General features: G+C 46.3%; 24 protein-coding genes and 1 tRNA gene. 19 read left to right on the top strand and 6 right to left on the bottom strand.

Features of this window, described 5'->3' with window-relative positions; genetic code table 11:
- The first annotated feature begins 4 nt into the window (after positions 1 to 4).
- Genes gmk through ICN39_RS05665 form a run of 3 tightly spaced genes read left to right on the top strand, consistent with a single transcriptional unit; the run spans position 5 to position 3,300 of the window.
- Entirely contained in the window at positions 5 to 643 is a 639-nt protein-coding gene (gene gmk, locus ICN39_RS05675; protein WP_216233085.1) for a guanylate kinase, read from the top strand.
- Between the two features lie 44 nt (positions 644 to 687).
- Entirely contained in the window at positions 688 to 891 is a 204-nt protein-coding gene (gene rpoZ / locus ICN39_RS05670; RefSeq protein ID WP_011902918.1) for a DNA-directed RNA polymerase subunit omega, read from the top strand.
- A 15-nt stretch (positions 892 to 906) separates the two neighbouring features.
- Positions 907 to 3,300 carry a RelA/SpoT family protein gene (locus ICN39_RS05665; RefSeq protein WP_216233084.1) on the top strand — a complete coding sequence of 798 codons (2,394 nt, stop codon included), beginning with the start codon at positions 907 to 909 and terminating at the stop codon, positions 3,298 to 3,300.
- Between the two features lie 3 nt (positions 3,301 to 3,303).
- Here ICN39_RS05665 and greB read toward each other — a convergent pair whose 3' ends face one another.
- On the bottom strand, positions 3,304 to 3,804 hold the full coding sequence (gene greB, locus ICN39_RS05660; RefSeq protein WP_216233083.1) for a transcription elongation factor GreB: 501 nt from the start codon (positions 3,802 to 3,804) through the stop codon (positions 3,304 to 3,306).
- An 18-nt stretch (positions 3,805 to 3,822) separates the two neighbouring features.
- On the opposite strand from greB, the gene ICN39_RS05655 reads away from it, so the two are divergent.
- The 8 genes from ICN39_RS05655 (at position 3,823) to ICN39_RS05620 (ending at position 11,773) form a co-directional block, all read left to right on the top strand.
- Positions 3,823 to 3,899, top strand: a tRNA-Arg gene (locus tag ICN39_RS05655).
- A 90-nt stretch (positions 3,900 to 3,989) separates the two neighbouring features.
- Positions 3,990 to 5,162 carry an ABC transporter permease gene (locus ICN39_RS05650; protein WP_216233082.1) on the top strand — a complete coding sequence of 391 codons (1,173 nt, stop codon included), beginning with the start codon at positions 3,990 to 3,992 and terminating at the stop codon, positions 5,160 to 5,162.
- Positions 5,162 to 5,938: an ABC transporter ATP-binding protein gene (locus ICN39_RS05645; RefSeq protein ID WP_216233081.1), complete on the top strand. Its 777-nt coding sequence runs from the start codon at positions 5,162 to 5,164 to the stop codon at positions 5,936 to 5,938. Before ICN39_RS05650 ends, ICN39_RS05645 begins: the two co-directional genes overlap by 1 nt.
- Positions 5,935 to 6,861, top strand: coding sequence for an MlaD family protein (locus ICN39_RS05640; RefSeq protein WP_216233080.1), 927 nt, complete (start codon positions 5,935 to 5,937; stop codon positions 6,859 to 6,861). The genes ICN39_RS05645 and ICN39_RS05640 overlap by 4 nt, the downstream gene beginning before the upstream one ends.
- Positions 6,858 to 7,484 (top strand): membrane integrity-associated transporter subunit PqiC, encoded by a 627-nt coding sequence (locus ICN39_RS05635; RefSeq protein ID WP_216233079.1) that lies wholly within the window; start codon positions 6,858 to 6,860, stop codon positions 7,482 to 7,484. The genes ICN39_RS05640 and ICN39_RS05635 overlap by 4 nt, the downstream gene beginning before the upstream one ends.
- A 4-nt stretch (positions 7,485 to 7,488) precedes the next feature.
- A complete protein-coding gene (locus ICN39_RS05630; RefSeq protein ID WP_255532313.1) occupies positions 7,489 to 8,475 on the top strand; it encodes a tripartite tricarboxylate transporter substrate binding protein BugE in 987 nt (328 codons plus the stop codon).
- A gap of 29 nt (positions 8,476 to 8,504) precedes the next feature.
- On the top strand, positions 8,505 to 9,290 hold the full coding sequence (locus ICN39_RS05625) for an SDR family oxidoreductase (protein WP_216233078.1): 786 nt from the start codon (positions 8,505 to 8,507) through the stop codon (positions 9,288 to 9,290).
- Positions 9,287 to 11,773 (top strand): ABC transporter permease, encoded by a 2,487-nt coding sequence (locus tag ICN39_RS05620; RefSeq protein ID WP_216233077.1) that lies wholly within the window; start codon positions 9,287 to 9,289, stop codon positions 11,771 to 11,773. Before ICN39_RS05625 ends, ICN39_RS05620 begins: the two co-directional genes overlap by 4 nt.
- A gap of 10 nt (positions 11,774 to 11,783) precedes the next feature.
- Here ICN39_RS05620 and ICN39_RS05615 read toward each other — a convergent pair whose 3' ends face one another.
- The 4 genes from ICN39_RS05615 to ICN39_RS05600 are packed head-to-tail and all read right to left on the bottom strand — an operon-like array spanning position 11,784 to position 13,982.
- Positions 11,784 to 12,320, bottom strand: coding sequence for an RDD family protein (locus ICN39_RS05615; RefSeq protein WP_216233076.1), 537 nt, complete (start codon positions 12,318 to 12,320; stop codon positions 11,784 to 11,786).
- Positions 12,321 to 12,328: 8 nt separating this feature from the next.
- Positions 12,329 to 12,904: a DUF3106 domain-containing protein gene (locus tag ICN39_RS05610; RefSeq protein ID WP_370623692.1), complete on the bottom strand. Its 576-nt coding sequence runs from the start codon at positions 12,902 to 12,904 to the stop codon at positions 12,329 to 12,331.
- 53 nt (positions 12,905 to 12,957) lie between these two features.
- On the bottom strand, positions 12,958 to 13,416 hold the full coding sequence (locus ICN39_RS05605) for a DUF3619 family protein (RefSeq protein WP_216233074.1): 459 nt from the start codon (positions 13,414 to 13,416) through the stop codon (positions 12,958 to 12,960).
- Positions 13,413 to 13,982 carry an RNA polymerase sigma factor gene (locus ICN39_RS05600; protein WP_216233073.1) on the bottom strand — a complete coding sequence of 190 codons (570 nt, stop codon included), beginning with the start codon at positions 13,980 to 13,982 and terminating at the stop codon, positions 13,413 to 13,415. The genes ICN39_RS05605 and ICN39_RS05600 overlap by 4 nt, the downstream gene beginning before the upstream one ends.
- A 193-nt stretch (positions 13,983 to 14,175) precedes the next feature.
- Here ICN39_RS05600 and ICN39_RS05595 point away from each other — a divergent pair, with 193 nt between their 5' ends.
- From ICN39_RS05595 to ICN39_RS05570, 6 genes are all read left to right on the top strand, one after another.
- Positions 14,176 to 15,963, top strand: a complete 1,788-nt coding sequence (locus tag ICN39_RS05595) for an acetolactate synthase 3 catalytic subunit (RefSeq protein WP_216233072.1) — start codon at positions 14,176 to 14,178, stop codon at positions 15,961 to 15,963.
- On the top strand, positions 15,963 to 16,454 hold the full coding sequence (gene ilvN / locus ICN39_RS05590) for an acetolactate synthase small subunit (protein ID WP_011902903.1): 492 nt from the start codon (positions 15,963 to 15,965) through the stop codon (positions 16,452 to 16,454). The genes ICN39_RS05595 and ilvN overlap by 1 nt, the downstream gene beginning before the upstream one ends.
- Positions 16,455 to 16,506: 52 nt before the next feature.
- The gene (ilvC, locus tag ICN39_RS05585) at positions 16,507 to 17,523 is read left to right on the top strand and encodes a ketol-acid reductoisomerase (protein WP_046329933.1); all 1,017 of its coding nucleotides are present in this window, start codon (positions 16,507 to 16,509) and stop codon (positions 17,521 to 17,523) included.
- A 53-nt stretch (positions 17,524 to 17,576) separates the two neighbouring features.
- Positions 17,577 to 18,224 (top strand): phosphatidylserine decarboxylase, encoded by a 648-nt coding sequence (locus ICN39_RS05580; RefSeq protein WP_216233071.1) that lies wholly within the window; start codon positions 17,577 to 17,579, stop codon positions 18,222 to 18,224.
- 28 nt (positions 18,225 to 18,252) lie between these two features.
- Positions 18,253 to 19,116: a CDP-diacylglycerol--serine O-phosphatidyltransferase gene (gene pssA, locus ICN39_RS05575; protein WP_216233070.1), complete on the top strand. Its 864-nt coding sequence runs from the start codon at positions 18,253 to 18,255 to the stop codon at positions 19,114 to 19,116.
- 231 nt (positions 19,117 to 19,347) lie between these two features.
- Positions 19,348 to 20,895: a 2-isopropylmalate synthase gene (locus ICN39_RS05570; protein ID WP_216233069.1), complete on the top strand. Its 1,548-nt coding sequence runs from the start codon at positions 19,348 to 19,350 to the stop codon at positions 20,893 to 20,895.
- Positions 20,896 to 20,919: 24 nt separating this feature from the next.
- Here the strand turns inward: ICN39_RS05570 and ICN39_RS05565 are convergent, their stop codons facing one another.
- Entirely contained in the window at positions 20,920 to 21,516 is a 597-nt protein-coding gene (locus ICN39_RS05565) for a YSC84-related protein (protein ID WP_216233068.1), read from the bottom strand.
- Positions 21,517 to 21,734: 218 nt separating this feature from the next.
- Between ICN39_RS05565 and rpsO the strand changes: the two genes are divergently transcribed.
- Entirely contained in the window at positions 21,735 to 22,004 is a 270-nt protein-coding gene (gene rpsO / locus ICN39_RS05560; RefSeq protein ID WP_068323724.1) for a 30S ribosomal protein S15, read from the top strand.
- Between the two features lie 268 nt (positions 22,005 to 22,272).
- On the top strand, positions 22,273 to 24,441 hold the full coding sequence (gene pnp, locus ICN39_RS05555; RefSeq protein ID WP_216233067.1) for a polyribonucleotide nucleotidyltransferase: 2,169 nt from the start codon (positions 22,273 to 22,275) through the stop codon (positions 24,439 to 24,441).
- Positions 24,442 to 24,454 lie beyond the last annotated feature (13 nt).

The raw sequence follows: 24,454 nt of genomic DNA, 5'->3' as shown, positions 1-24,454 counted from the left end.
ATTTATGACTAACGCTAATACGACACCATCCTATCAAGGCAGCATGTTGATGATTGTTGCGCCCTCGGGCGCAGGAAAATCCTCTTTGGTAAATGCATTGCTGAAGGATGAATCTGGACTGAAGTTATCTTTATCAACCACTACGCGTGCACCACGACCTGGCGAAGTGGATGGCAAGGATTACCGCTTTCTGGCAAAAGAAGATTTTCTGCAGGAGCGTGATAAGGGTCATTTTCTAGAATGGGCCGAAGTTCATGGCCATTTTTATGGCACTTCAAAGCTTTGGATTGAATCTCAAATGCAAGCGGGCAGTGACGTCATGTTGGAGATTGATTGGCAGGGTGCTCAACAAATTCGAAAGTTAGTTCCCTCTGTGCAATGGATCTTCATCTTCCCGCCATCGATAGAGGCCTTAGAAGAGCGTCTGCGTAAGCGCGGCCAGGATGATGAAGCAACGATTCAACGTCGCTTGGCGGCTGCTCATGTAGAGCTTCTGCATGCCCATGAGGCGGATTACATCGTCGTGAATGATTCATTTGAGCAGGCCCTGGTAGATTTAAAGCATATCTTGGCCTCCAGCCGTCTTCGCTCTGGCCCCAGTATGGCTAGAAATCCAGCACTTTTGAAGCGTCTCGGGGTCTAATCAGTTATCCTATAGGTATTGAAGCTAAATTAAGTGAGTCCAGCATGGCCCGTATTACTGTAGAAGATTGCCTTAAAACTATTCCAAACCGTTTCGAATTGGTTTTGGCTGCGACATATCGTGCTCGCCAATTAGTACAAGGTCACTCCCCACGTGTTGAGTCCAGAGATAAAGCTACCGTAGTTGCATTGCGTGAAGTAGCTGCTGGTGTGACTGACCGTGACATGTTGACCAAAGTACCACTGTAATTAAGGAGTTCCGGTGTGGAGCTCCCTTTAGGACTAGTTAAAACATCGGAAAAAGTAGGGAGCATCTCGTCTAGGGATGCTTCGCTTGATCCTGCTCAAGCACAGTTGTTAGACGCGATTTCCGACATCCCAGTTCAAAGCGGTAAAAAATCTATTATTGCGAGTTTGTTGGCGCAATCAAGTCGCCATTTGTTCGGCCCGACATCGGCACCCATTCTTCCTCTTAAGCATCAAGTAGTTTCTATTGAGGGATTGCTGTCAAAGCTTTCCTATCTGAAGCCTGAAGAGATTGCACAAGTCAAAAAGGCATTTCAGTTTTCTGATGCCGCTCATTTGGGTCAATACCGTCATAGCGGCGAACCATACATTACCCATCCAGTTGCAGTGGCTGAGTTGTGCGCAACATGGCGCTTAGATGCGCCATCCATCATGGCCGCATTGATGCATGATGTAATTGAAGATACCGGTTGCACTAAGGCGGATTTGGTTGAAAAGTTCGGCAATAAGGTGGCGGAGTTGGTTGAGGGCTTAACCAAACTCGATAAATTAGAATTTCAGAGTCATGCAGAGGCGCAAGCAGAGAGCTTCCGCAAAATGTTCATGGCAATGGCGCGAGATGTACGCGTTATCTTGGTTAAGCTGGCTGACCGCACCCACAATATGCGCACCCTAGATGCCGTACCTATGGAGAAGCGTCGTCGAGTAGCCACTGAAACCATTGAAATCTACGCACCAATCGCTCACCGTCTTGGCTTGAATGTGATTTACCGTGATTTACAAGATCTTAGTTTCCGTTACTCCATGCCAATGCGTTTTCGGGTCATTGAGGGCGCTGTAAAGCGGGCGCGCGGCAATCGTAAGGAAATGGTTGAGAAGATTTTGCAAGCTTCTCGTATGGCCTTTGCTAAAGCGAATTTAGAGGTTGATCTGCGTGGTCGAGAAAAGACGCTCTTTAGCATCTATACCAAGATGCGTTCCAAGCATTTAAGCTTTTCTCAGGTGTTAGATGTTTATGCTTTTCGCGTTACCGTACATTCAATTGATGAATGCTATCGCGCACTCGGTATTTTGCATTCTTTATACAAGCCCATGCCGGGGAAATTTAAGGATTACATTGCGATTCCTAAATTAAATGGCTATCAGTCCTTGCACACCACTTTATTGGGCCCTTCGGGCGTGCCGGTAGAGTTTCAAATTCGTACAACGGAAATGCACGCGGTTGCTGAAGCCGGTGTAGCAGCGCACTGGGCTTATAAAGACGGCTCCCCTGATATGAGTGACGTACAAAACCGGGCTCACCAGTGGCTACAGTCCTTAATTGATATTCAGGATAGTAGCGGTGACTCTCAAGAATTCTTAGAGCACGTCAAAATTGATTTGTTCCCGGACGCTGTTTATGTGTTTACCCCGACTGGACAGATTAGGGCTTTACCACGAGGCGCAACCGCTTTAGATTTTGCTTACTCAATACATAGTGATCTGGGCAATACCTGCGTAGCCGTCAAAATCAACGGTTTGCAATTGCCTTTGCGCAGCGAGCTGAAGAATAGTGACATTGTCGAGGTCATTACGTCAGCAAGCTCACAACCCAATCCAGGTTGGCTTGCATTTGTACGGACTGGTAAAGCTCGCGCTTCAATACGACATTCGCTTAAAACCAAGCATTACTCTGAATCTCTGCAGTTGGGCGAACGTCTTTTAGCAAATGCATTACGCCAGCAGGCTGTTGATGCAGCTTTGTTAAGCCCAGAGATTTGGGAAAAGCTAACACATTGGACTGGCGACAAAACCCGCGAAGAGGCTTGTGTCAATATTGCCCTGGGTAGACGCTCTCCACAGGAGCTTGCAATTCGTCTCAAGATTTTGATTGATGATGAGGGTGGAGCGGAGCAAATGCGCTTGGGTGTTGCTGATTGGGTCTCACCAAACCAAGAGTTGTCTCATCAGCATCAACGTCAAGCCATCTTGGTTGATGGACGTGAGGGTAATTCGATTCATTTCCAAACTTGCTGCCATCCTATTCCAGGTGACAACATCATTGGTTATCTTGGAAAGGGCGAGGGATTACAAGTGCACACCAACGATTGTCCTGTGGCATTGCGCATGCTCTCCAAGGACAGTGATAAATGGGTCGAGGTTGAGTGGGGTAAAGAGCTGAATCGTGAGTTTGAATTGGATCTAGCGATCGACACACGCCAGGGTAAGGGTGTTTTGGCTAGGGTGGCGAGCAGCGTTACATCTGCTGACTCCAACATCATGAATGTATCCATGGAAGATCGATTTAAAGAAGATTCAGTAACAATTCGCTTTACGATCCAGGTTTATGACCGCTTGCATCTTTCAAAGGTGATGCGCAGCTTGCGGGCTAATCCTGATGTCATGCGTGTGACACGTACCCGCGCCGTTTAAGTTTTATAGGTATTGAACTTCTAAGATTTCAATTTCAGCGGGGCCGGTGGGTGTTTGGATAAAAACACAGTCCCCGATCCGAGACTTAATTAAGGCCTTGGCTATTGGTGAAACCCAGCTGACATGCCCTTTATCCAGGTCAACCTCATCTACTCCCACTATTGTGATTACAGTCTCCTTGTTTGCTTCAGGACCCTCTAATGTTGCGTAGGTCACGGTTGCACCAAAGAACACCTGTTCAGCGTCATTTTCACCCGATTTACGAGCAGAATTATCGACAACCACGGCAAATTCTAGGCGTTTATTTAGGAAGCGGATCCGCCTATCAATCTCTCTTAAACGCTTTTTCCCGTAGATATAGTCCCCATTTTCCGACCGATCACCATTGCTCGCAGCCCAGTGAACAACCTTGACAACCTCCGGCCTATCAAGGTTTAAGAGCTGAAGGAGCTCGGTCTTGATACGTTCGTGACCAGCGGGGGTGATGTAGTTTTTCTCTTCCATGGCATAATTATGGCTGTTGCGGCTGTAGCTCAGCTGGATAGAGTACTTGGCTACGAACCAAGGGGTCGTGGGTTCAATTCCTGCCAGCCGCACCAACCTACATAAGGGCCTAGTTGAAGAACTGGGCCCTTTTCTCTTTTTAGGCTTTTCTCAGTGCATTCACAGAGATACCTTATAGTCTGCATATGAGCACTTCTGACACCATTTATGCCGTTTCTGACACCCCAGTGGCAGTTTGGTCGCAGATAGATGCCAATAACGCTAAGGTACTTCTGAGTGGCAATATCAATGTCTATTCCTTGGGTGGTGTTTGGACTCAAATCCGCAATGCTCAAGATGCCTGGTTGAAACAGGGCGATAGCAAAAGCAAGTCTCTGGCATTTGATGCATCCAAAGTTACTTTCTTAGATGGTGCTGGTATTGCATTTCTGATTGGGGTTGAAGAAGCGCAAACAACAGCGGGTGCAAAGTTCGATGTCGTTGGCTTAGATCCTCGCTATGAGCCGTTATTAGGCGAATTCAATCCGATCAGTAATTTATTTCCTGTTTCCGCTGTAAAACCCAAAAGAAGTTTTGTGGTCAGTACTGGAATGGCAACGCAAAATTTAATTGATGATGCTGCTGGATTAATTTCATTTACTGGCCATCTTGCAGCTGATTTAGCTTGGTCTATTCGTTACCCCAATCAAGTCCGCTGGGGTGATTTTGTTAACGCTGCAGTGCAGGCGGGTATAGCGGCATTGCCTATCGTTGGATTAGTCGCTTTTTTAATTGGCGTCATTCTCTCATTCCAAGCAGCTATCGGCATGCAGCAGTTTGGCGCAGTATCTTTTGTAGGCCCATTGGCGGCATTGGGCATTGTACGAGAAATGGGCCCACTGATTACCGCTATTTTGTTAGCGGGACGTTCCTCAGCTGCTTTTGCCGCCGAGATTGGCACGATGACCGTGAATAGCGAGGTAGATGCACTTGTTTCTGGTGGTCTAAGCCCCATTCGTTTTTTAGTCGTACCACGCGTCCTAGCGGGTATTTTAGTTGCGCCGATTTTGACTTTGTTTGCTGATATTGTCAGCATTTTTTCCTCAATGTTGACGATGTTGATCTACGGCATTCCTTTTGTGAACTTCTATAACGGCATGCTTTCTGCTGTGGATGTCGAAGATATTGGATCAGGTTTAATTAAGGCGACACTTTTTGGTGTTGTTGTTTCAGCAGTAGGTTGTCTACGCGGTATGCAAACCGGAAATGGTGCGGCTGCAGTTGGTATTTCAGCAACACGCGCAGTAGTCAGTAGCATTGTTTTGATTGTGTTGGTCGATGGTATTTTTGCCTTCATTTCCTATAAGACCGGTTTCTGATGGATACGCCAAACAAATCTCAATGCGCAATTGATGTTCAAAACCTCACTGTGGGTTATGGCACTAATGTCCTGATGCAGAATCTGAATTTCACAGTGAATTACGGTGAAATTTTTGTCATTCTAGGTGGTTCAGGTTGCGGCAAATCCAGTTTGTTAAAAAACCTATTCGGTCTTTATCAGCCCCTGTCTGGCGATGTTCTGATTGAAGGGCAAAATATCACCACCGCAGTTGGAGCAGAGCGCCAGAAGATCATGACAAGTTTTGGCGTGATGTATCAACAAGGCGCCTTATTTGGTTCGATGAACTTACTTGATAACGTGACTTTGTTTATGCAGGAATATACCCAGCTAACACAAACACAAATGGACTTATTAGCGCGCTGCAAGCTCGATCTAGTCGGTCTATTGCCGTATGAATCCTATATGCCCAGTGAAATTAGTGGCGGCATGCAAAAGAGGGCGGCGATTGCTCGTGCCATGGCACTTGACCCCAAAATATTATTCCTAGATGAACCATCGGCTGGCTTGGATCCCATTACTTCCGCTGATCTGGATAGCACGATTCAGGATCTATCAAAAAACTTAGGAATCACCTTTGTCATCGTATCCCATGAACTTGCCAGCATCTATGCGATTGCTGACAAGGTGATCATGTTAGACAAAGGCGCCAAAGGAATCATCGCAGAGGGCGATCCCAAAGTATTGCGTGATACAAGCAAAGATCCACGAGTGCATCAATTCTTCAATCGTATTATGAGCAAGGACGCAGCATGAGTAATAATTCAAACCCCAATTATTTTCGCTTAGGCGCTTTTGTGCTTGCTGCAATTGGCGTACTGATTACTGTGATTCTCATTTTTGGTGGAGGCAAATTCTTCCAAAAATCATTTATGGTTGAGACTTATATCAAGCAGTCTGTAACAGGCTTAGATGCAGGAGCGGCTGTACGGTTCCGCGGAGTTAAGATTGGTCAAGTAACCTCGATTGGCTTATCCGGCGATATCTACGAAAGGGATTTACCTTTTCATGATCGTCGCCAGTATGTGGTCGTCAGAATGCAAATTTTTGGTGACAAGGTGAATCCAGATCAAATCGGCGAGTTTGTAAAAAACAATTTACGCGCTCGCATAAAGTCGATGGGCATTACCGGGGTGAACTATGTTGAATTTGATTTTGTTGCTAATGCATCATCCACTCCGCCACTTCCTTTTTCTTGGAAGCCCGAGTATCCGGTAATCCCATCCCTACCAAATCAGGCCGATGAAATTATTTCTGGCATTCAGAACTTAATTGGCGCCTTAAACAATATGAATCTTGATGGCACACAGAAAAAATTGGATGCCTTGCTGGGCAATTTAAATGTGCTGATGGCGGGTGATGGCAAAGGCAATGAAGGCGTTATCGAATCTGTTAAGCAGCTAAACGTCATCATGGCTCGTATTGCTAAGGCAACTGACAAAGAGGAGCTTGGCGTTTTGATGCGTGAATTGGCGGCGGCAACGACTTCTTTGCGTCAGACTATTACGAGTGTGCAAGGAGACACCGTATTGACTATGGAAAATATTAAGCAGGCAAGCGAGAATTTAAATGAATTTAGCCGTATCGCAAGCCAATCCCCATCAAGCTTGATTTGGAGTGACCCACCAAAGAAAATTACACCCAATAGCAGTGCCGGTCAGTCTGGAGCCCAGAAATGATGAGGCGAATTTTATTAAGCTTTGCCATTATGGGATTGGTCTCTTGCACCTTGCCTACTAGACCACCCGTAGGGCCAACTACCTGGATGGTATCCCCAGATAGAACCGCTGCTCCGCGTCAAGCGCGCACAGATATTTGGTTAAAGATGGGTTCTGTATCGGTTACCCCGCCTTTTGATGGAAGATCTTTGGTCTATCGCACAGGCGATCAACGCTATGAAAAGGACTTTTATAACGTCTACGCGACTATTCCCGCCGAAATGATTGGCAATGCTGAACGCCAATGGATGAATAAGGCGAATATATTTTCCTCAACAGTCGGTCAAAGTAATAGCCTCTTTCCTTACTATTATTTGCAGGCAACAGTAGAAGAGTTTTATGGCGATTACCGCAAGCAACCTGAGGCGGTAGTGAGTGTAGAGTTTTTCTTGAGTGCCACCAATGCCGGCAAGGCGAATCCCTTGATTGGTGCAAATCGCTACACCAAGCGCGTTGCCCTCAAAGACAATACTCCTGAGGCTCTAGTCTTGGGTCTCCAAGAAGCACTCGCTCAGATCTTGAGTGAATACGAGAGCCAACTCTATAAATATGCAGGCAATTTACCAAAACCTTTAGGGCAGTAATTTTATGAAATCCACTCCAGTAAGCATGATCAAAATCGTTGGCGCAACATTACTGATTGCCGCAAGCTCTCTTGCCCCGCTGCACGCAGATACTTTCCCCAACAAACCCATTCGCCTAATTGTTCCATTTGCACCTGGCGGAAGCACAGACATCATTGCGCGTGCCGTTGGTGATGCCTTGGGACGTCAGTTGGGGCAACCGGTGATTGTTGAGAATAAAGCGGGTGGAGGCGGATCCATAGGCGCATTGGAAGTCATGCGATCACCGAAGGATGGCTACACCATTGGTATGGCTACCGTTTCTACTACTGCAGCCAATCCTGCGATTAACCCAAAGATTGGCTACGACCCTGTGACTGATTTCACGGCAATCAGCAATATTGCTGCGACACCGAACATCATTGCAGTAAATCCATCATTTCCCGCTAAGGATTTCAAAACTTTTATGCAGGTTTTGAAAGCGAATCCCGGTAAGTATTCTTATTCGAGCTCGGGTACTGGTGGTATTGGTCATCTGCAAACCGAACTCTTTAAAAGTTTGACTGGGGTATTTATTGTGCACATTCCTTATCGTGGAGCTGGCCCCGCCTTGGCTGATACTGTGGGTGGTCAAGTCTCTATGATCTTTGATAACTTGCCATCGTCCTTTCCTTTTATTAAAGACGGCAAGCTTGTGCCGATTGTTATCGCTGCACCTAAACGCTTGGCTCAATTGCCAAATGTGCCTACTTTTGCTGAAGTGGGTTTAGCGCCAGTTAATCGGATGGCTTATTACGGTCTTTTGGGTCCTGCAGGAATGCCAAAAGATATCGTTGATAAATATACGGCTGCACTACAAAAGGTGGTGACCGATCCTGCGGTGAAGAAGCGTATTGAAGATACGGGCTCTATCATCAATGTCAATGGTTCTGAAGCGTTTACAAAAGAAATTAAAGCCGAATACGCCGTCTACAAAGAGGTTGTTGCGAAGCAGAAATTACAGTTAGATTAAATATATAAAATTCAGTTTTTGGAGATGAGATGGACTTAGGATTAAAAGGTAAGGTTGCATTGGTCATGGCTTCGAGTCGTGGCTTGGGGCAGGCAATGGCGGTGTCATTGGCTAAAGAGGGTGTAAAGGTCGCTGTTACCGGTAGAAATGCGGAAGGCTTGAGTGAGTCCGTAAGATTGATAGAGGCTGCAGGTGGACAGGCATTGGCGCTCAATTGGGATCTATCGGATTCTTCCGTGATTGACGGCTTGGTCTCTAGAATTGAGAAAGAGCTTGGTCCGATTGATATTCTGATTAACAACACGGGTGGGCCACCTCCAACCCCGGCCGCTGGACAAGACCCAGCGCTCTGGCAAAAGAGCTTTAATGATATGGTGCTATCGCTCATTGCAATTACCGATCGCGTATTGCCTGGAATGCGCCAGCGTCAGTGGGGCCGCATTATTACCAGCACCACTTCAGGCGCCATTGCCCCTATCAAAAATTTAGCTATTTCCAATACCTTGCGTGCCGCACTACTTGGGTGGTCTAAAACATTGGCGGCAGAAGTTGCTGCAGAAGGTATTACAGTCAACATCATCATGCCTGGAAGGATTGCAACCGATCGTCTGCGTCAGTTAGATGAAGCGCGCGCAAAGCGAGAGGGCGCCAGCTATGAGGATGTAGTAAAGGCTAGCCTAAGACAGATTCCGATGGGTAGATATGGTGATCCTAAGGAGTATGGTGATGCAGCGGCATTTTTGGCTAGCCAAAACGCCTCGTTCATTACTGGAACCGTCATGCGTATTGATGGTGGACAAATTCAGGCAATTTGATTAAATCATTTTTTCACTTCTTGGGTGGTTTGAGACGCGATCTACGCTCAACTGAATTAGCTTGGCTGTTTGTTGCGTTAACACTTTCGGTAACAGCGCTCTCTAGCGTTAGTTTTTTGGCAGATCGAATGCAAAGAGCGTTTGCATTCGATGCTCGCCAACTTCTGGCCTCGGACTTGCTGATCGTCTCCGACCAGCCTTTGTCCAATCTATTTTTAGATGAGGCAAAGAGTAGGAGGCTACAGCTAGCTCAGACAATTGTATTTCCGAGCATGGCAACCGTGGGTTCGCACAGCAAGCTTGCCTCGCTTAAGGCTGTAAGCCCTCAATATCCATTGCGGGGTGCTTTGCGTGTTCAATCGACTGCCCAAGACAAGACATTCAGTGCTGGACCTGTCCAGGGATCTGTTTGGGTTGATCCTGCGATGTTGGCGAGTTTGCATGCGAAAGAAGGCGATTCAATTCAGCTTGGTCAAAAAGCCTTTGTGATTGGGGGAGTTCTGGAGCGAGAATTAGATCGTGGCGCAGGGTTCATGAACTTTGCACCCCGGGTGATGATGCCCATGTCTGATCTCAGTGACACTGGACTCATCGGACTTGGCAGCAGGGTAACTTATCGATTGTTATTGGCGGGCTCTGATGAGCAAATCCATTCGTATGGGGAGTGGGCAAGTCGATATATTGAATCCGAAGGTATCAAGGGCGTTCGGATTGAAACCCTCGAAAATGCCCAACCTCTGATGCGTAAAACGCTGGAGCGTGCAGATCGCTTTCTCTCCTTGATTGCTTTATTAACAGCGATGGTCGCTGCGGTTGCTATTGCTTTATCAGCTCATCGCTATACCCGCAAACAGGCAGATGCCTGCGCCGTCCTGAAGTGTCTTGGGGCGAGTTCGAGCATGATTCTCAGGCGACAAGGGCAGACTCTTTTAGGGCTTGGACTCATTGCTGCATTGATGGGCTCCATTTTGGGATACCTTGGACAGTATGTATTAACTGTTCTCTTGGGAAATTTGGTGTTAACTGAATTACCAGCCGTCTCTTTTTGGCCCGTGCTCTGGAGTGTATTGGTGGCTTGGTTCTTGTTGTTTGGTTTTGCAGGTCCGGCAATCTTCAGCTTAGTAAAGGTTGCCCCTATTCGATTGATCAGAAAAGAATTTGAAGGTATTGGCATTTCGACTATTTGGACTGCCGTATGTGGATTAGCTGCAGCAGTGATATTGATCATGCTTGCGGCACGCGATTGGAAACTAGCCTTATGGACTAGCCTTAGTTTCGGGGTTGCCATCCTCCTTTTTGCCTCCGTATCTTGGGGTATTTTGCGACTGCTTTCCAGGGTGCGCACTCAACGCTTTGCACTGGGCTTTGTCATTCTTGCCCAGGGGCGGAGGACTGGTCTTGCGGTGGTGCAAATTACAGCGCTAGGTATTGCTTTGATGGCGCTGTTATTGGTTTTGCTCTTACGGGCGGATTTTTTAAGCGCCTGGCAAGGCAATATACCCAGTGATGCACCTAATCGCTTCATGATTAATGTTCAAGCCGATCAAAAGCAGGGGCTTACGCAGTCACTGGAAAATGCAGGTGTTTCAGCTCCGCAGTTTTATCCAATGGTGCGTGGTCGCTTGATTGAAATTAATGGCAGAGACATTACGCCCAATGATTACTCAGAAGAAAATGCTAAGCGTTTAATTGATCGAGAGTTCAATTTATCTTATGCCAATCAATTGCCACCAGGCAATCAAATCCTTGCGGGCAAATGGATTGAAGGCGATACACCCCAGATCTCCATGGAAACTGGCATCGCTAAAACCTTGAAGCTGAAATTGGGCGATCAGTTAGTCTTTGAAGTTGCCGGAGAAAAAGTTGTTGCCCCAATTACCTCCATGCGAAAGCTTGACTGGGGTTCGATGCGCGTGAACTTTTTTGTCATCATGCCGCCTGCGCAGTTGCAATCATTACCGCAATCCTGGATTACTTCTTATTACCAATCACCCAAACAAGAATCCTTGGATTTTGAGTTGAGCCAAGCCTATCCGAATTTAACTATTGTGGATGTTTCAGCATCGCTGCAACAAATTCAGGAGGTATTGAATAAGCTTTCCTCCGTATTGGGATTGCTCTTAGCATTTACGATTGCTGCAGCGTTCTTGGTTTTAATGTCAGCAATAGCGGCTACTCAAGATGAGCGCTATAAAAATGCAGCTTTATTAAAAGCCTTAGGTGCCTCTCGAGCTACCCTGGCCAATATTGCAAATATTGAATTAGTGATGGTTGGCATGTTGGCTGGGCTGTTAGCGGGGCTAGCCTCTGGTGCCGCAGCTTGGGCTTTGGGCTATTTCGTGATGGAAATTCCATTTAACGCCTTTGGAGAGGCCTTATTAATGGGTATTGCATTTGGGGTCAGTGCTTGCCTTGCGTCTGGATATCGCTTCCAGAGGAGAATTCAGAAGGCTACTGCAGTGGAATGCCTGCGAGAGGCTTAAGACGCAGTTCTTAAGTTAGTGTAATGAGGTTTTTGGGTAACTCAACCAACCGTGTACCAGCCAATCGGTCTGGAAGACTTTGTCGATAGTGTAAATTTCTACGATCAACGTAAATGCTCAGTGGCCAAATGAGCAGTGCTACGGTAAATAGCATTTCAATGATTTGCCATTTCTCCAAATGAAAAGCCCACTGCAATATAACGCAAGGAATCAGCCAGAGGGAGCCGTAGACATAGCGCCAAAAAGCCTGTTGTTTAGTGAGATTGAAACCGCCGCCTCCAATAATGCGGACGCGCCAGGTTTGCATAGCCAGTGTTTGACCAGCTTTTGTCCAGTACCAAACAAAATAAATCCCCAGCACAGCGTAGAGATATAAAAATGTTAGCCAGCTAGGTAATGAGATGCCAAATAGTATTCCCAATCCAAGATTGGGAACTAAAAAAGTAAATGCGGTGACACCAAGTAATACGAGTTGCTCATAGAGGCAGCAAGAGACGCGGCGCCAAAATTGGGGTGATGGTAATGCGTTTAATTCAGCAGGTGTCATGAGACCGCTTAATAAGGGGAGCTTGCTTCCGCATTGGATCCAGCGCCCTCTGCTGGCGCAGGAGCGCTCGGAGCGATGATGGCGGCGGGGAGAGCGGCTTTAGGTGAAATAGGGTGCTGCTGAAGTGTTGGGGCATTAGCGGCAGTAGGTTTTTTCTTCGCCTCTGATTCAGCTAGTTTCTTCTTTTGATCATCGCTCAGCTTTTGGTAGGCATACCATGCCTCTGCCTTTTTCTCAGCAGGGAATTTCAGGCTGGTGAGGTAATTTTCTCTAGCAATGCGACGATCCTTTTGCGAAAGATTGGACCAGCTTGTCATGCGAGACTGAAGGCGCTCTTGATCTTGTGCGCTCATCTTGGGGTAGATGTTGGCAACCTGAATCCATTTTTTGCGACTATCAGGCAGCATGTAATCCCAGTCGCTTTCTAGCGGCGCGAGAATCTTTTGTTGTGTTGGCTTTAAGCCTTCCCAAGTGCCGTCTGGTTTTTTTTCAGGAATGGCAGCGGCTTTTCCATGGGGGGCGCTGGGCGTACCTTGCGCTAGTGATGTACCGGCTTGAGTCGCACAGAAAAATGCCACGAGCACTAGGCTGCAAGTTTTTTGCGATCTAGTTGTTAGTGACATCAAGTGGGTCGAGATTATTTACTTTGAACAGAATCAGATGCGCTATCAGATTCGGAGAGAGGGCCATTTTTAAGGAAGGCCATGAATCCGCTATCTGCATATGCATCAGGAGGTACATCATCGGACAAGAGGGCGGCATCCACTTCGGCGATGTCATTGATCCGAGAGTCATCTTGCCACTGAGCAATACCTATGAGACCAAAAACGAGAACCACTAAGGGTGCAATCCAACCAATGGTATCCCAGAGACCATTGGATCCAGAGGTCCAATTACGTGATGGGCCAGCCAAAACATGTTTCTGAAGACGTACTTTTTCAGGTTTTCTGACAGAAAGGGCTTTCATACGAGCTGCATAAAGCCGATCCTTAATATTTTGAGGAATGGTTTGAGTGCTTTGACGGAGCAGGGCAGCGCTAGCCTGGCCAAATTGGTCGACTTGAGACTGGGTAAATTGGTCATCAAAGTGTTTCACAGCGTAATTCCTTTTAATTTCAATGCTTTAGCTAAAGATTGGGTGGCTCTAGAGCAGTGGGTTTTGACGCTACCTTCACTACAACTCATAGCCTTGGCCGTCTCGGTAATGCTTAGCTCATCCCAATAACGCATCAGGAAGGCTTCTCGTTGACGTACAGGTAATTTAGATATTTCTGACTCCAAAGCCTGTAAAAGCTGACTTTTTTCTAGCTTCTGAGCCCCATCCTGGTGAATTTCACTGTCATCGGGGGCTGAAAGTGACTCCAAAGGGTCAAAATCATCGCCTTCATCGGTCTTTTTGCCCATATTGGAAAACAGGGTGACCCAGGTATTTCTGACCTTTTGGCGTCTAAACCAATCATGAATGCGGTTTTGCAGAATTCTGGTGAATACCAGGGGTAGTTCACCGGCAGGCCTATCACCATATTTTTCGGCTAATTTAATCATGGCATCTTGCACAATATCCATCGCAGCATCGTCATCACGCACGGCATAAACCGCTTGCTTGAAAGCACGCTGCTCGACGCTACTCAGAAAGTCAGATAGTTCTTGGGCTGATGCCATGCAATGGATTAGACCTGAATCTGTAAGAATTCAGCCATTTTAGGGGATTGTTATAGAATGTAGGGCTTACTACCTAGAATCTCATTCAAGAAGTGGTTTTTTCCGGTAGCAGCGCCGTTCGAACTCAGGCCAAAAGCAAGGGATAGAACAGACCAAACAATTTTTTGCCGAAAATTGCAAAGGACGAAAGAAAATGAATACAAGCAGCGCCGAATTTTTAGCTACTAAAGCTAACAAAGACTCAACAAATACAAATCTCGTAGAAGCCCCTCCAGAAATGATTGGTGCTGAAATGCTCGTGCATGCACTGCACAAAGAGGGCGTTGAATTTGTCTGGGGTTACCCAGGCGGATCCGTGCTCTTTATCTACGATGAAATTTTTAAACAAGATAAGTTTGAACATATTCTGGTTCGCCATGAGCAAGCAGCAGTTCATGCTGCTGATGGTTACGCGCGCGCAACCGGTAAGGTTGGTGTTGCGTTAGTTACCTCTGGTCCTGGCGTTACCAATGCGGTGACCGGTATCGCAACTGCTTATACCGACTCCATCCCGTTGGTGATCATCAGCGGTAATGTTCCAACTTACGCGATTGGTGAAGATGCTTTCCAGGAGGCAGATACCGTTGGCATCACGCGTCCGGTGGTGAAGCACAACTTCTTAGTAAAAGATGTGAAAGATCTTCCGTTGGTATTGAAGAAGGCTTTCCATATTGCGCAGACAGGACGTCCTGGTCCTGTGTTGATTGATATTCCTAAAGACGTATCTGCTGCTAAAGGGCCATTTGTTTATCCAGAGACTTTGGAAATGCGCTCTTACAACCCTGTTGTAAAGGGGCATAGCGGTCAGATTCGTAAAGCTGTAGCGTTATTGCAAGAGGCAGAGCGTCCATACATCTATACCGGTGGTGGCGTGATTCTGTCGGATGCCGCTCCTGAGCTTAAGGAGTTTGCTGACCTACTGGGCTATCCCGTTACCAATACCTTGATGGGCTTGGGCGGTTTCCCCGGAACAAGTCCTCAGTTCTTGGGCATGCTTGGTATGCACGGAACCTACGAAGCCAATATGGCAATGCAGCACAGTGACGTGTTGATTGCTATTGGTGCGCGTTTTGATGACCGCGTCATTGGCAACACGCAACACTTTGCAAGTCACCCACGCAAGATCATCCATATTGATATCGATCCTTCAGTTATCTCTAAGCGTGTGAAGGTGGATGTTCCGATTGTTGGCAATCTCAAAGAAGTATTGGTAGAGATGACTGCGCAATTGAAAGCCGCTGGTCCACGTAAGAATGGCGACAAAGTTGCTGCTTGGTGGGATCAGATTAATGAGTGGCGCAAAAAAGATTGCTTGAAATACGACGAAGCCTCTCAAATTGTGAAGCCACAGTACGTGGTTCAAAAGTTGTGGGAGCTCACTGGTGGTGATGCATTCATCACATCTGACGTTGGTCAGCATCAAATGTGGGCTGCTCAGTTCTACAAGTTTGATCAGCCACGTCGTTGGATTAACTCAGGTGGCCTGGGTACTATGGGCGTAGGTTTACCTTATGCCATGGGTATCAAGAAAGCGTTTCCTGAGAAGGATGTATTTGCTATTACTGGCGAAGGCTCAATTCAGATGTGTATTCAGGAGCTTTCTACCTGTAAGCAATACAACACTCCTGTGAAGATTGTGTCTTTGAATAACCGTTATCTAGGTATGGTTCGCCAGTGGCAAGAGCTTACCTATAACAAACGTTATTCCAGCTCATACATGGATTCTTTGCCTGACTTTGTGAAGTTAGCAGAGGCATACGGTCACGTTGGTATGCGTATTGAGAAAAAATCCGATGTTGAGGGCGCGCTAAAAGAAGCAATTCGCTTAAAAGATCGTACGGTGTTTATGGATTTCCAGACTGACCCAGAGGAAAACGTTTGGCCTATGGTCCAAGCAGGCAAGGGTATTACTGAAATGCTTTTGGGTAGCGAGGATCTCTAATGCGACACATTATTTCTGTACTTATTGAGAACGAGCCGGGCGCCTTATCGCGTGTAGTGGGTTTATTTTCTGCGCGTGGTTACAACATTGATACTTTGAGTGTTGCGCCTACTGAAGACCCCTCTTTATCTCGCATGACGATCGTCACTTTTGGTTCTGATGATGTCATTGAGCAAATTACCAAGCACTTAAACCGTTTGGTTGAGGTGGTTAAGGTATTTGATTTAAGTGAAGGTCCGCATATTGAGCGCGAGCTCATGATGATTAAGGTGCGTGCGGTAGGCAAAGAACGTGAAGAACTCAAACGTACTACCGATATCTTCCGTGGTCGCATTATTGATGTGACTGACAAGAGTTACACCATCGAGTTAACAGGCGATGGTGCCAAGTTGGATGCCTTTATTGATTCGATCGATCGTGCATCGATTTTGGAAACCGTCCGTTCGGGTGGCTCTGGAATTGGTCGCGGTGAACGCATCCTCAAGGTTTAATTTTTTTTAACTGATTACTGCATTAATTACATTTTCAATACAAGGAAAGAGCATGAAAGTTTTTTACGATAAAGACGCTGATTTGTCCCTCATCAAGGGCAAGAAAGTCACCATCATTGGTTATGGTTCACAAGGTCACGCACACGCATTGAATCTAAAGGATTCAGGCTGTAACGTTACTGTTGGTTTGCGTAAAGATGGCGCTTCCTGGAGCAAGGCTGCGAATGCTGGCTTGACAGTAAAAGAAGTTGGTGAAGCAGTTAAAGACGCAGACGTGGTAATGATGCTCTTGCCCGATGAGCAAATTGCTGATGTTTACAGCAAAGAAGTTCATGGCAATATCAAACAAGGCGCTGCTTTGGCGTTTGCTCATGGATTTAACGTTCACTACGGTCAAGTGCAGCCACGTGCTGACTTAGATGTGATCATGATTGCCCCTAAAGCTCCTGGTCATACAGTTCGCGGCACATACGCTCAAGGTGGCGGTGTTCCTCATTTGATCGCTGTTTATCAAGATAAGTCTGGCTCTGCTCGTGATGTTGCTTTGTCATACGCAACTGCGAACGGCGGCGGTCGTGCTGGCATCATTGAGACTAACTTCCGCGAAGAAACTGAAACTGACTTGTTCGGTGAGCAGGCTGTTCTTTGTGGCGGCGCAGTTGAGTTGATCAAAGCTGGCTTTGAAACTTTAGTTGAAGCTGGATATGCTCCTGAAATGGCTTACTTCGAGTGCTTGCATGAGCTCAAGTTGATCGTTGACTTGATCTACGAAGGTGGTATTGCCAACATGAACTACTCTATCTCTAACAATGCTGAATACGGTGAGTATGTCACTGGTCCACGCGTCGTTACTGAAGATACTAAGAACGCAATGCGTCAGTGCTTGAAAGATATTCAGACTGGTGAATATGCAAAGAGCTTTATCTTGGAAAACAAAGCAGGCGCGCCTACTTTGATTTCACGTCGTCGTTTGAACGCAGAACATGACATCGAAGTAGTTGGTGCTAAATTACGCGCCATGATGCCTTGGATTGCTAAGAACAAGTTAGTTGACCAGACTAAGAACTAAGCTAAAAGCTAAGCATTTACCAATAGCAGTTCATTAAAAGGCTCAGAACAAAGATGATGTATCCACACCCCATTATTGCGAAAGAAGGTTGGCCGTATTTAGCGTTAGTGGGGGCGGTGACTTTGCTGGTTCACTATCTAGGCGGCATAGCCTGGTCATGGCCTCTTTGGATCATTTTTTTCTTTGTTCTGCAGTTCTTTCGTGACCCACAGCGCATTCCTGCTATGGGGCGCGATTTGGTTTTATCCCCGGCAGATGGTCGCATCGTTGTTGTAGAAAAAGCTAATGATCCGTATGCTGGTCGTGAAGCACTCAAAATCAGCGTATTCATGAATGTATTTAATGTGCACTCTAACCGTAGTGCTGTAAATGGCTTGGTGAAGGAGATTCAATACTTCCCTGGTAAGTTTGTGAATGCAGATTTAGATAAGGCATCTACCGAGAACGAGCGTAATGCCGTTGTAATTGATGCGAATGGTCAGGTGGTTACTTTGGTGCAGGTCGCCGGTTTAATTGCCCGCCGTATTCTTTGCTACATCCATGTTGGTGATCGCCTTAAAGCGGGAGAGCGCTATGGATTTATTCGTTTTGGTTCGAGGGTGGATGTCTATTTACCATTGACCGCAGAACCTCTGGTGAGCGTTGGCGATAAAGTATTTGCAACAAATACAGCCTTGGCGCGTTTGCCTGGTTTGGATTGATTCGAAATTTTATTCACTAGGATATTTTTTGACTACATTTCGCCGTCGCGGTCGTATCGACCGAAGCCGTCTCTCGAGCAGACGGACAATCTCTTCAGAAAATCAGTGGGCTGAAGACTTGGGTGATGGTATTGATTACGAAGTAGAAGAGCTGCATCCAGAAAAGCCCCGCTTGCGTAGCAAGGGTATTTACCTTCTTCCAAACGCTTTTACAACAGCCGCTTTATTTTGCGGCTTCTATGCCATTGTTAACGCAATGAACCATCAGTTCGAGATTGCAGCAATTGCGATTTTTGCCTCAATGGTTCTTGACGGTATGGACGGCCGTGTGGCGCGTATGACCAATACTCAGAGCGCGTTTGGCGAGCAATACGATTCTCTTGCTGATATGGTCTCATTTGGGGTTGCGCCTGCATTGGTAGCTTATGAGTGGGCTTTAAAAGATTTGGGTAAGTGGGGCTGGCTAGCAGCCTTTACTTATTGTGCTGGTGCTGCCTTGCGTTTGGCCCGCTTTAACGTAAATACTGGGATAGTAGACAAGAAGTTTTTTCAAGGCCTTCCGAGTCCTGCTGCAGGTGCTTTAATGGCTGGCTTTATTTGGTTGGCAGATGACAATAAGATTCCGGTTCGCGATACAGCTATCCCTTGGGTCACCTTCTTTATTGCCGTCTATGCTGGACTCACCATGGTCTCAAATGCCCGCTTTTACAGTGGGAAGGCTTTGGATGTCCGTTATCGAGTGCCGTTTGGCGTGATGGTTTTAATGATCTTGACCTTTGTCTTAATCTCCTCTAACCCGCCCTTAACCCTATTTGGTTTATTCGTGGTGTACTCCATCTCTGGCTATGTAATCTGGGCTTGGGAAAGACTGAGCGGCAAGCGTTTTAGCTAATCTGCCATTTTTGGAGTATATTAATTCTATGTTGATGAATTTCTCACCTTTAACTGGCCTCCTTCTGCTAGCACTAAGCCTAAAGCTTGGGGCGGGTAAGGCCTGAGTTAATGAGATAAAGAAGATTCATTAGCCACCACATACCAGCCCCAGCTAATTGCTGGGGTTTTTGTTTATATAAGATTGAGTTGTCTGAAGCAGTTCAGAAGTATTTAAAACCGGAGAGTAGTGATGAGCGACAAAGTAATCATTTTTGACACCACCTTGCGTGATGGCGAACAATCGCCTGGTGCATCCATGACTAAAGACGAAAAAGTACGCATTGCGCGTCAGTTAGAGCGTCTTAAGGTGGATGTTATCGAGGCGGGTTTTGCCGCCAGCTCTGAAGGCGACTTCCAAGCAATATCTGCAGTTGCTGCTGCCGTTAAGGATTCTATTATTTGCTCATTAGCCAGGGCGAATGACAAAGACATCACGCGAGCGGCCGATGCTTTACAAGCGGCAAACGCCAAACGTATTCATGCATTCTTGGCGACAAGTCCATTGCATATGGCCGTGAAATTACGCATGTCTCCAGAAGAAGTTTTGGAGCAGGCTAAACGCTCCATCCGTTTTGCGCGTAACTTAGCTGAAGATATTGAGTTTTCCGCTGAAGATGGTTATCGCTCAGAAATGGATTTCTTATGCAGAGTAGTTGAGGCGGTTATTAATGAAGGTGCCTCTACTATTAATATCCCCGATACCGTTGGTTATGCAACCCCTGAGTTGTATGGCGAGTTCATTAAAACCTTGCGAACTCGTGTTCCCAACTCTGATAAAGCGGTATGGTCAGTGCATTGTCATAACGACTTAGGTATGGCTGTTGCCAATTCCTTGGCAGGTGTGAAGATTGGTGGAGCACGTCAAATTGAATGCACCATTAATGGCTTAGGCGAGCGTGCAGGCAATACCGCTTTGGAAGAGATTGTGATGGCTTTGCGCACTCGCAAAGACTATTTCGATTTGGTGTGCGGCATTGATGCAACGCAAATTGTTCCCGCTTCCAAATTAGTCTCTCAGATCACAGGCTTTGTAGTTCAGCCTAACAAAGCGGTTGTTGGCGCTAATGCCTTTGCACATACCTCAGGCATTCATCAAGATGGTATTTTGAAGAACCGCGACACCTATGAAATCATGCGGGCTGAAGATGTGGGCTGGTCTGCCAATAAGATTGTTTTGGGTAAATTATCTGGCCGCAATGCCTTTAAACAGCGCTTGCAAGAATTAGGCATCACTGTTGAAGCTGAGGCTGATTTAAACGAAGCCTTCACTAGATTTAAAGCGTTAGCTGACCAAAAGTCTGAGATTTTTGATGAAGATATTATTGCCATCATGTCTGATTCTGCTGCAGCAGAAGAGGGTGAGCACTATAAATTTATTTCTTTAAGTCAGCATTCTGAAACTGGTGAGCGTCCCAAATCTCGCGTGACATTCCGCATGGGCGATAAGGAGATGAGTTCAGAGGCGGAGGGTAATGGCCCGGTAGATGCGAGCTTGAATGCGATTGAAGAAATTGCCAAGAGTGGGGCGGAGCAGTTGCTCTACTCAGTCAATGCCATTACCTCGGGAACGCAATCTCAAGGTGAGGTTACTGTACGCTTGGCAAAAGGCGGTCGTATTGTGAATGGCGTGGGTACTGACCCAGACATCATTGCCGCTTCAGCAAAAGCTTATTTATCTGCTTTAAATAAGTTGCATGATCCGAGCCAGGCTAAGCTCAATGCACAGATGACTCCTTAATTATTGGGTCATCTGCAAAGAGATTTACTTATTCAAGTCAGTATTTTTATAGTACTTGGTGCCTTTGCCGGTGATTTCAGCGGCTAGGCCGGAGTCTGTCAGTTGATACATTAAAACTCCAGGAGCAACCACGGTTGCATCTTGGTACGCGCCGCCATCTTTTTCATATTTTGCAGCGGCAGTGACTTGGCCGCCAAAAGTCCAGCCTGAATTAATAAAGTCATTCATGGCTGCTTCAGTTTCAAAGACAAAAATGTTCTGAAATGACTTAATTCCAAGACCCAGGCCAGCCTGAACCTCAGCCATATTCATGTAGATGGGTTTTTTGTTTGCTTTATTGATCACAACGCCACTACCACTACCACCTCCTGCAATCAGAATTTTCATGCCGAAGTTGCTGAAGGTCGCATAGCCAACTGACTTTTCAATGAGCTCCTTCGCTTTTGGCTGCGCCTCATAAAGTTGTTTCAGAATTGCCTGGCTTTTAATCAAAACGTCTTGGCGTTGCTCAGCAATCGTTTTATCTTGCCCAAAAAAGGATCCAAATTGGGCATAGGCCGGTTGGAAAAGTCCAAATCCGAGGCAGAGAAAAGTAATCAGTGGGCGATATAGTGAGGACATATTCTGTAAGTTATTGATTTATATTGGGAAAAGTATTTATTTAGCTAAATATTATCCTACAGCATAACAACATCTATGGGGTGATCCGGTAAATAGCAGCCGGCTCTGATACAATTCGAGGGCTTTGATTTGTAAAGCTTTTTTGGTTTTATTTTGTTAAACATGCACGACACGGATTGGGTGAAAGCTCAAGTGTTCGCAAGTAAGGAGTATTAAAAATGGCAGTTGCTGATATTAAAACGGCGGAAATCGTCAAAGAAAACGCGCGCAGCGCAAACGATACGGGTAGCCCTGAAGTTCAAGTTTCATTGCTCACAGCCCGCATCAATGAATTAACCCCCCATTTCAAGGCTAACGCTAAAGATCATCACAGCCGTCGTGGTTTGTTGAAGATGGTTTCACGTCGCCGTCGCCTCTTGGATTACCTCAAAGGCAAAGATTTGGATCGCTATCGCGCATTGATTGAGAAATTAGGTCTCCGTAAGTAATTCTTATTGGTATGCAATGCCATCTTTCTTAGGGCTGTTTCTTCGCGGAATCAGTCTTAAGCAGATGGCATGTTTTTTGGGCGCTTCAAGATTATTTGTGTAGGGGATTGTGTCATTCCAATGAGCTTCTGAAAGTTGATTCAGAGTCTCCCTGGAATGGCATCCCTTGTGATCTTAAATCGCTCCAGTGTTGTCGTGACACTGCTTTATCCCACGACAAGCGTAATGCTCATGTGAGCCTTACGTGAACAATTTGGAGAAGATCAGAATGACAATGTTTAAAAAAGCAGTAAAAAGTTTTCAATGGGGCAATCATCAGGTAACAATGGAAACAGGCGAGATCGCTCGTCAATCAGGTGGTGCCGTTATTATTAACGTAGATGACACAGTGGTCATGGGTACAGTGGTTGCGTCTAAGTCTGCAAAGCCAGGTCAGTCTTTTTTCCCGCTGACTGTTGATTACCTAGAAAAAACATACGCCGCAGGTAAGATTCCTGGTGGTTTCTTCCGTCGTGAAGGCCGTCCATCAGAAGGCGAGACATTGATCTCCCGTTTGATCGATCGCCCATTACGCCCACTGTTCCCAGAAGGCTTCTTGAACGAAGTTCAAGTAGTGGTACATGTGTTGTCCATCAACCCTGATGTTCCTTCTGATATTCCTGCTTTGATCGCTGCATCTGCAGCATTGGCTATTTCAGGCATCCCATTTGCTGGTCCAGTTGGCGCAGCACGTGTTGGTTACGCTAATGGTCAATATTTATTAAACCCAACTCGTACGGAGCAAGCTACTAGCGAAATGGATTTGATTGTTGCCGGTACGCAAGCTGCTGTATTGATGGTTGAGTCTGAAGCGAATCAACTTTCTGAAGAAATCATGTTGGGAGCAGTTGTATACGGTCATGACCAAATGCAAACAGCAATCAATGCAATTAATGAATTGGTTTCTGAGGCTGGCAAGCCAGAGTGGGATTGGACTGCTGCTCCTAAAGATGAGCCATTTATTGCTAAGGTTACTGCTTTGGCTGAAGCGCCATTGCGTGAGGCTTATCAGATTCGTCAAAAAGGCGCTCGTTCAGACAAGCTGAAAGAGATTACAAAAACAGTAGTTGCTAAGTTGCAAGAAGAGGGTGATGTTGATGCGGTTGCTGTTAACGACATCTTGTTTGAAATCGAAGCGAAGATTGTTCGTAGTCAGATTTTGAATGGCGAGCCACGTATTGATGGTCGTGATACACGCACTGTTCGCCCAATCGAGATTCGTAATGGCGTATTGCCACGTACACACGGTTCAGCATTGTTTACCCGTGGTGAGACGCAGGCTCTTGTTGTTGCTACTTTAGGTACTGCACGTGATGAGCAAATTATTGATGCGCTTGAAGGTGAATACCGCGATCGTTTTATGTTCCACTACAACATGCCTCCTTTCGCTACTGGCGAAACAGGTCGTGTAGGTAGCCCAAAGCGTCGTGAAATCGGTCATGGTCGTTTGGCCAAGCGCGCGTTGATTCCAGTATTGCCAAGTGCAGAAGATTTTGCATACAGCATCCGTGTGGTTTCAGAAATTACTGAGTCCAACGGCTCATCTTCAATGGCTTCTGTTTGCGGTGGCTGTTTGGCAATGATGGACGCTGGTGTTCCAGTTAAGGCACACGTTGCTGGTGTTGCAATGGGCTTGATCCTCGACGGTAATCGTTTTGCTGTCTTGACTGACATCTTGGGTGACGAAGATCACCTGGGCGATATGGACTTCAAGGTAGCAGGTACAGCTAACGGTATTACTGCGCTCCAGATGGATATTAAAGTTCAAGGTATTACTAAAGAAATTATGCAAGTTGCTTTAGCGCAAGCTAAAGAAGGTCGTTTGCATATCTTGAGCAAAATGCAAGAAGCAATGGGTTCAGTTCGTACAGAATTGTCAGCTCATGCTCCACGTATGGTTTCTTTCAAGATTCATCCAGACAAGATTCGTGAAGTTATTGGCAAGGGTGGTGCAACTATCCAGGCCTTGACCAAAGAAACTGGTTGCAGCATCGACATTAAGGATGACGGTACCGTAACGATTGCTTCTACTTCTGCTGAAGGTATGGCTGAAGCAAAAGCACGTATCGAAGGCATCACTGCTGAAGCTGAAGTAGGCAAGATCTACGAAGGCCCAGTTGTGAAGTTGCTCGAGTTTGGCGCTTTGGTCAATATTCTTCCTGGTAAAGATGGTCTCTTGCACATCTCTGAGATTTCTAATGAGCGTGTAAAAGAGGTAAAAGATTATTTGGCAGAAGGCCAAGTGGTTCGCGTGAAATTGTTGGCTGCTGACGAGCGTGGTCGTTTACGTTTGTCATTGAAGGCTGCAATGGCTGATGAAGGTGGCACGATTGCCCCTTTAGCTGGCGCTGCTGAAGTTGCTGTTGAGGCAACTCCCGCATCTGGCGAAACAGCTTAAGCAATTATCGGCA

Source organism: Polynucleobacter sp. AP-Reno-20A-A9 (assembly GCF_018882085.1).
Classification (GTDB): domain Bacteria; phylum Pseudomonadota; class Gammaproteobacteria; order Burkholderiales; family Burkholderiaceae; genus Polynucleobacter.
The sequence above is the reverse complement of the archived record's forward strand: the minus strand, read 5'-3'. Positions and strand labels throughout refer to the sequence as shown.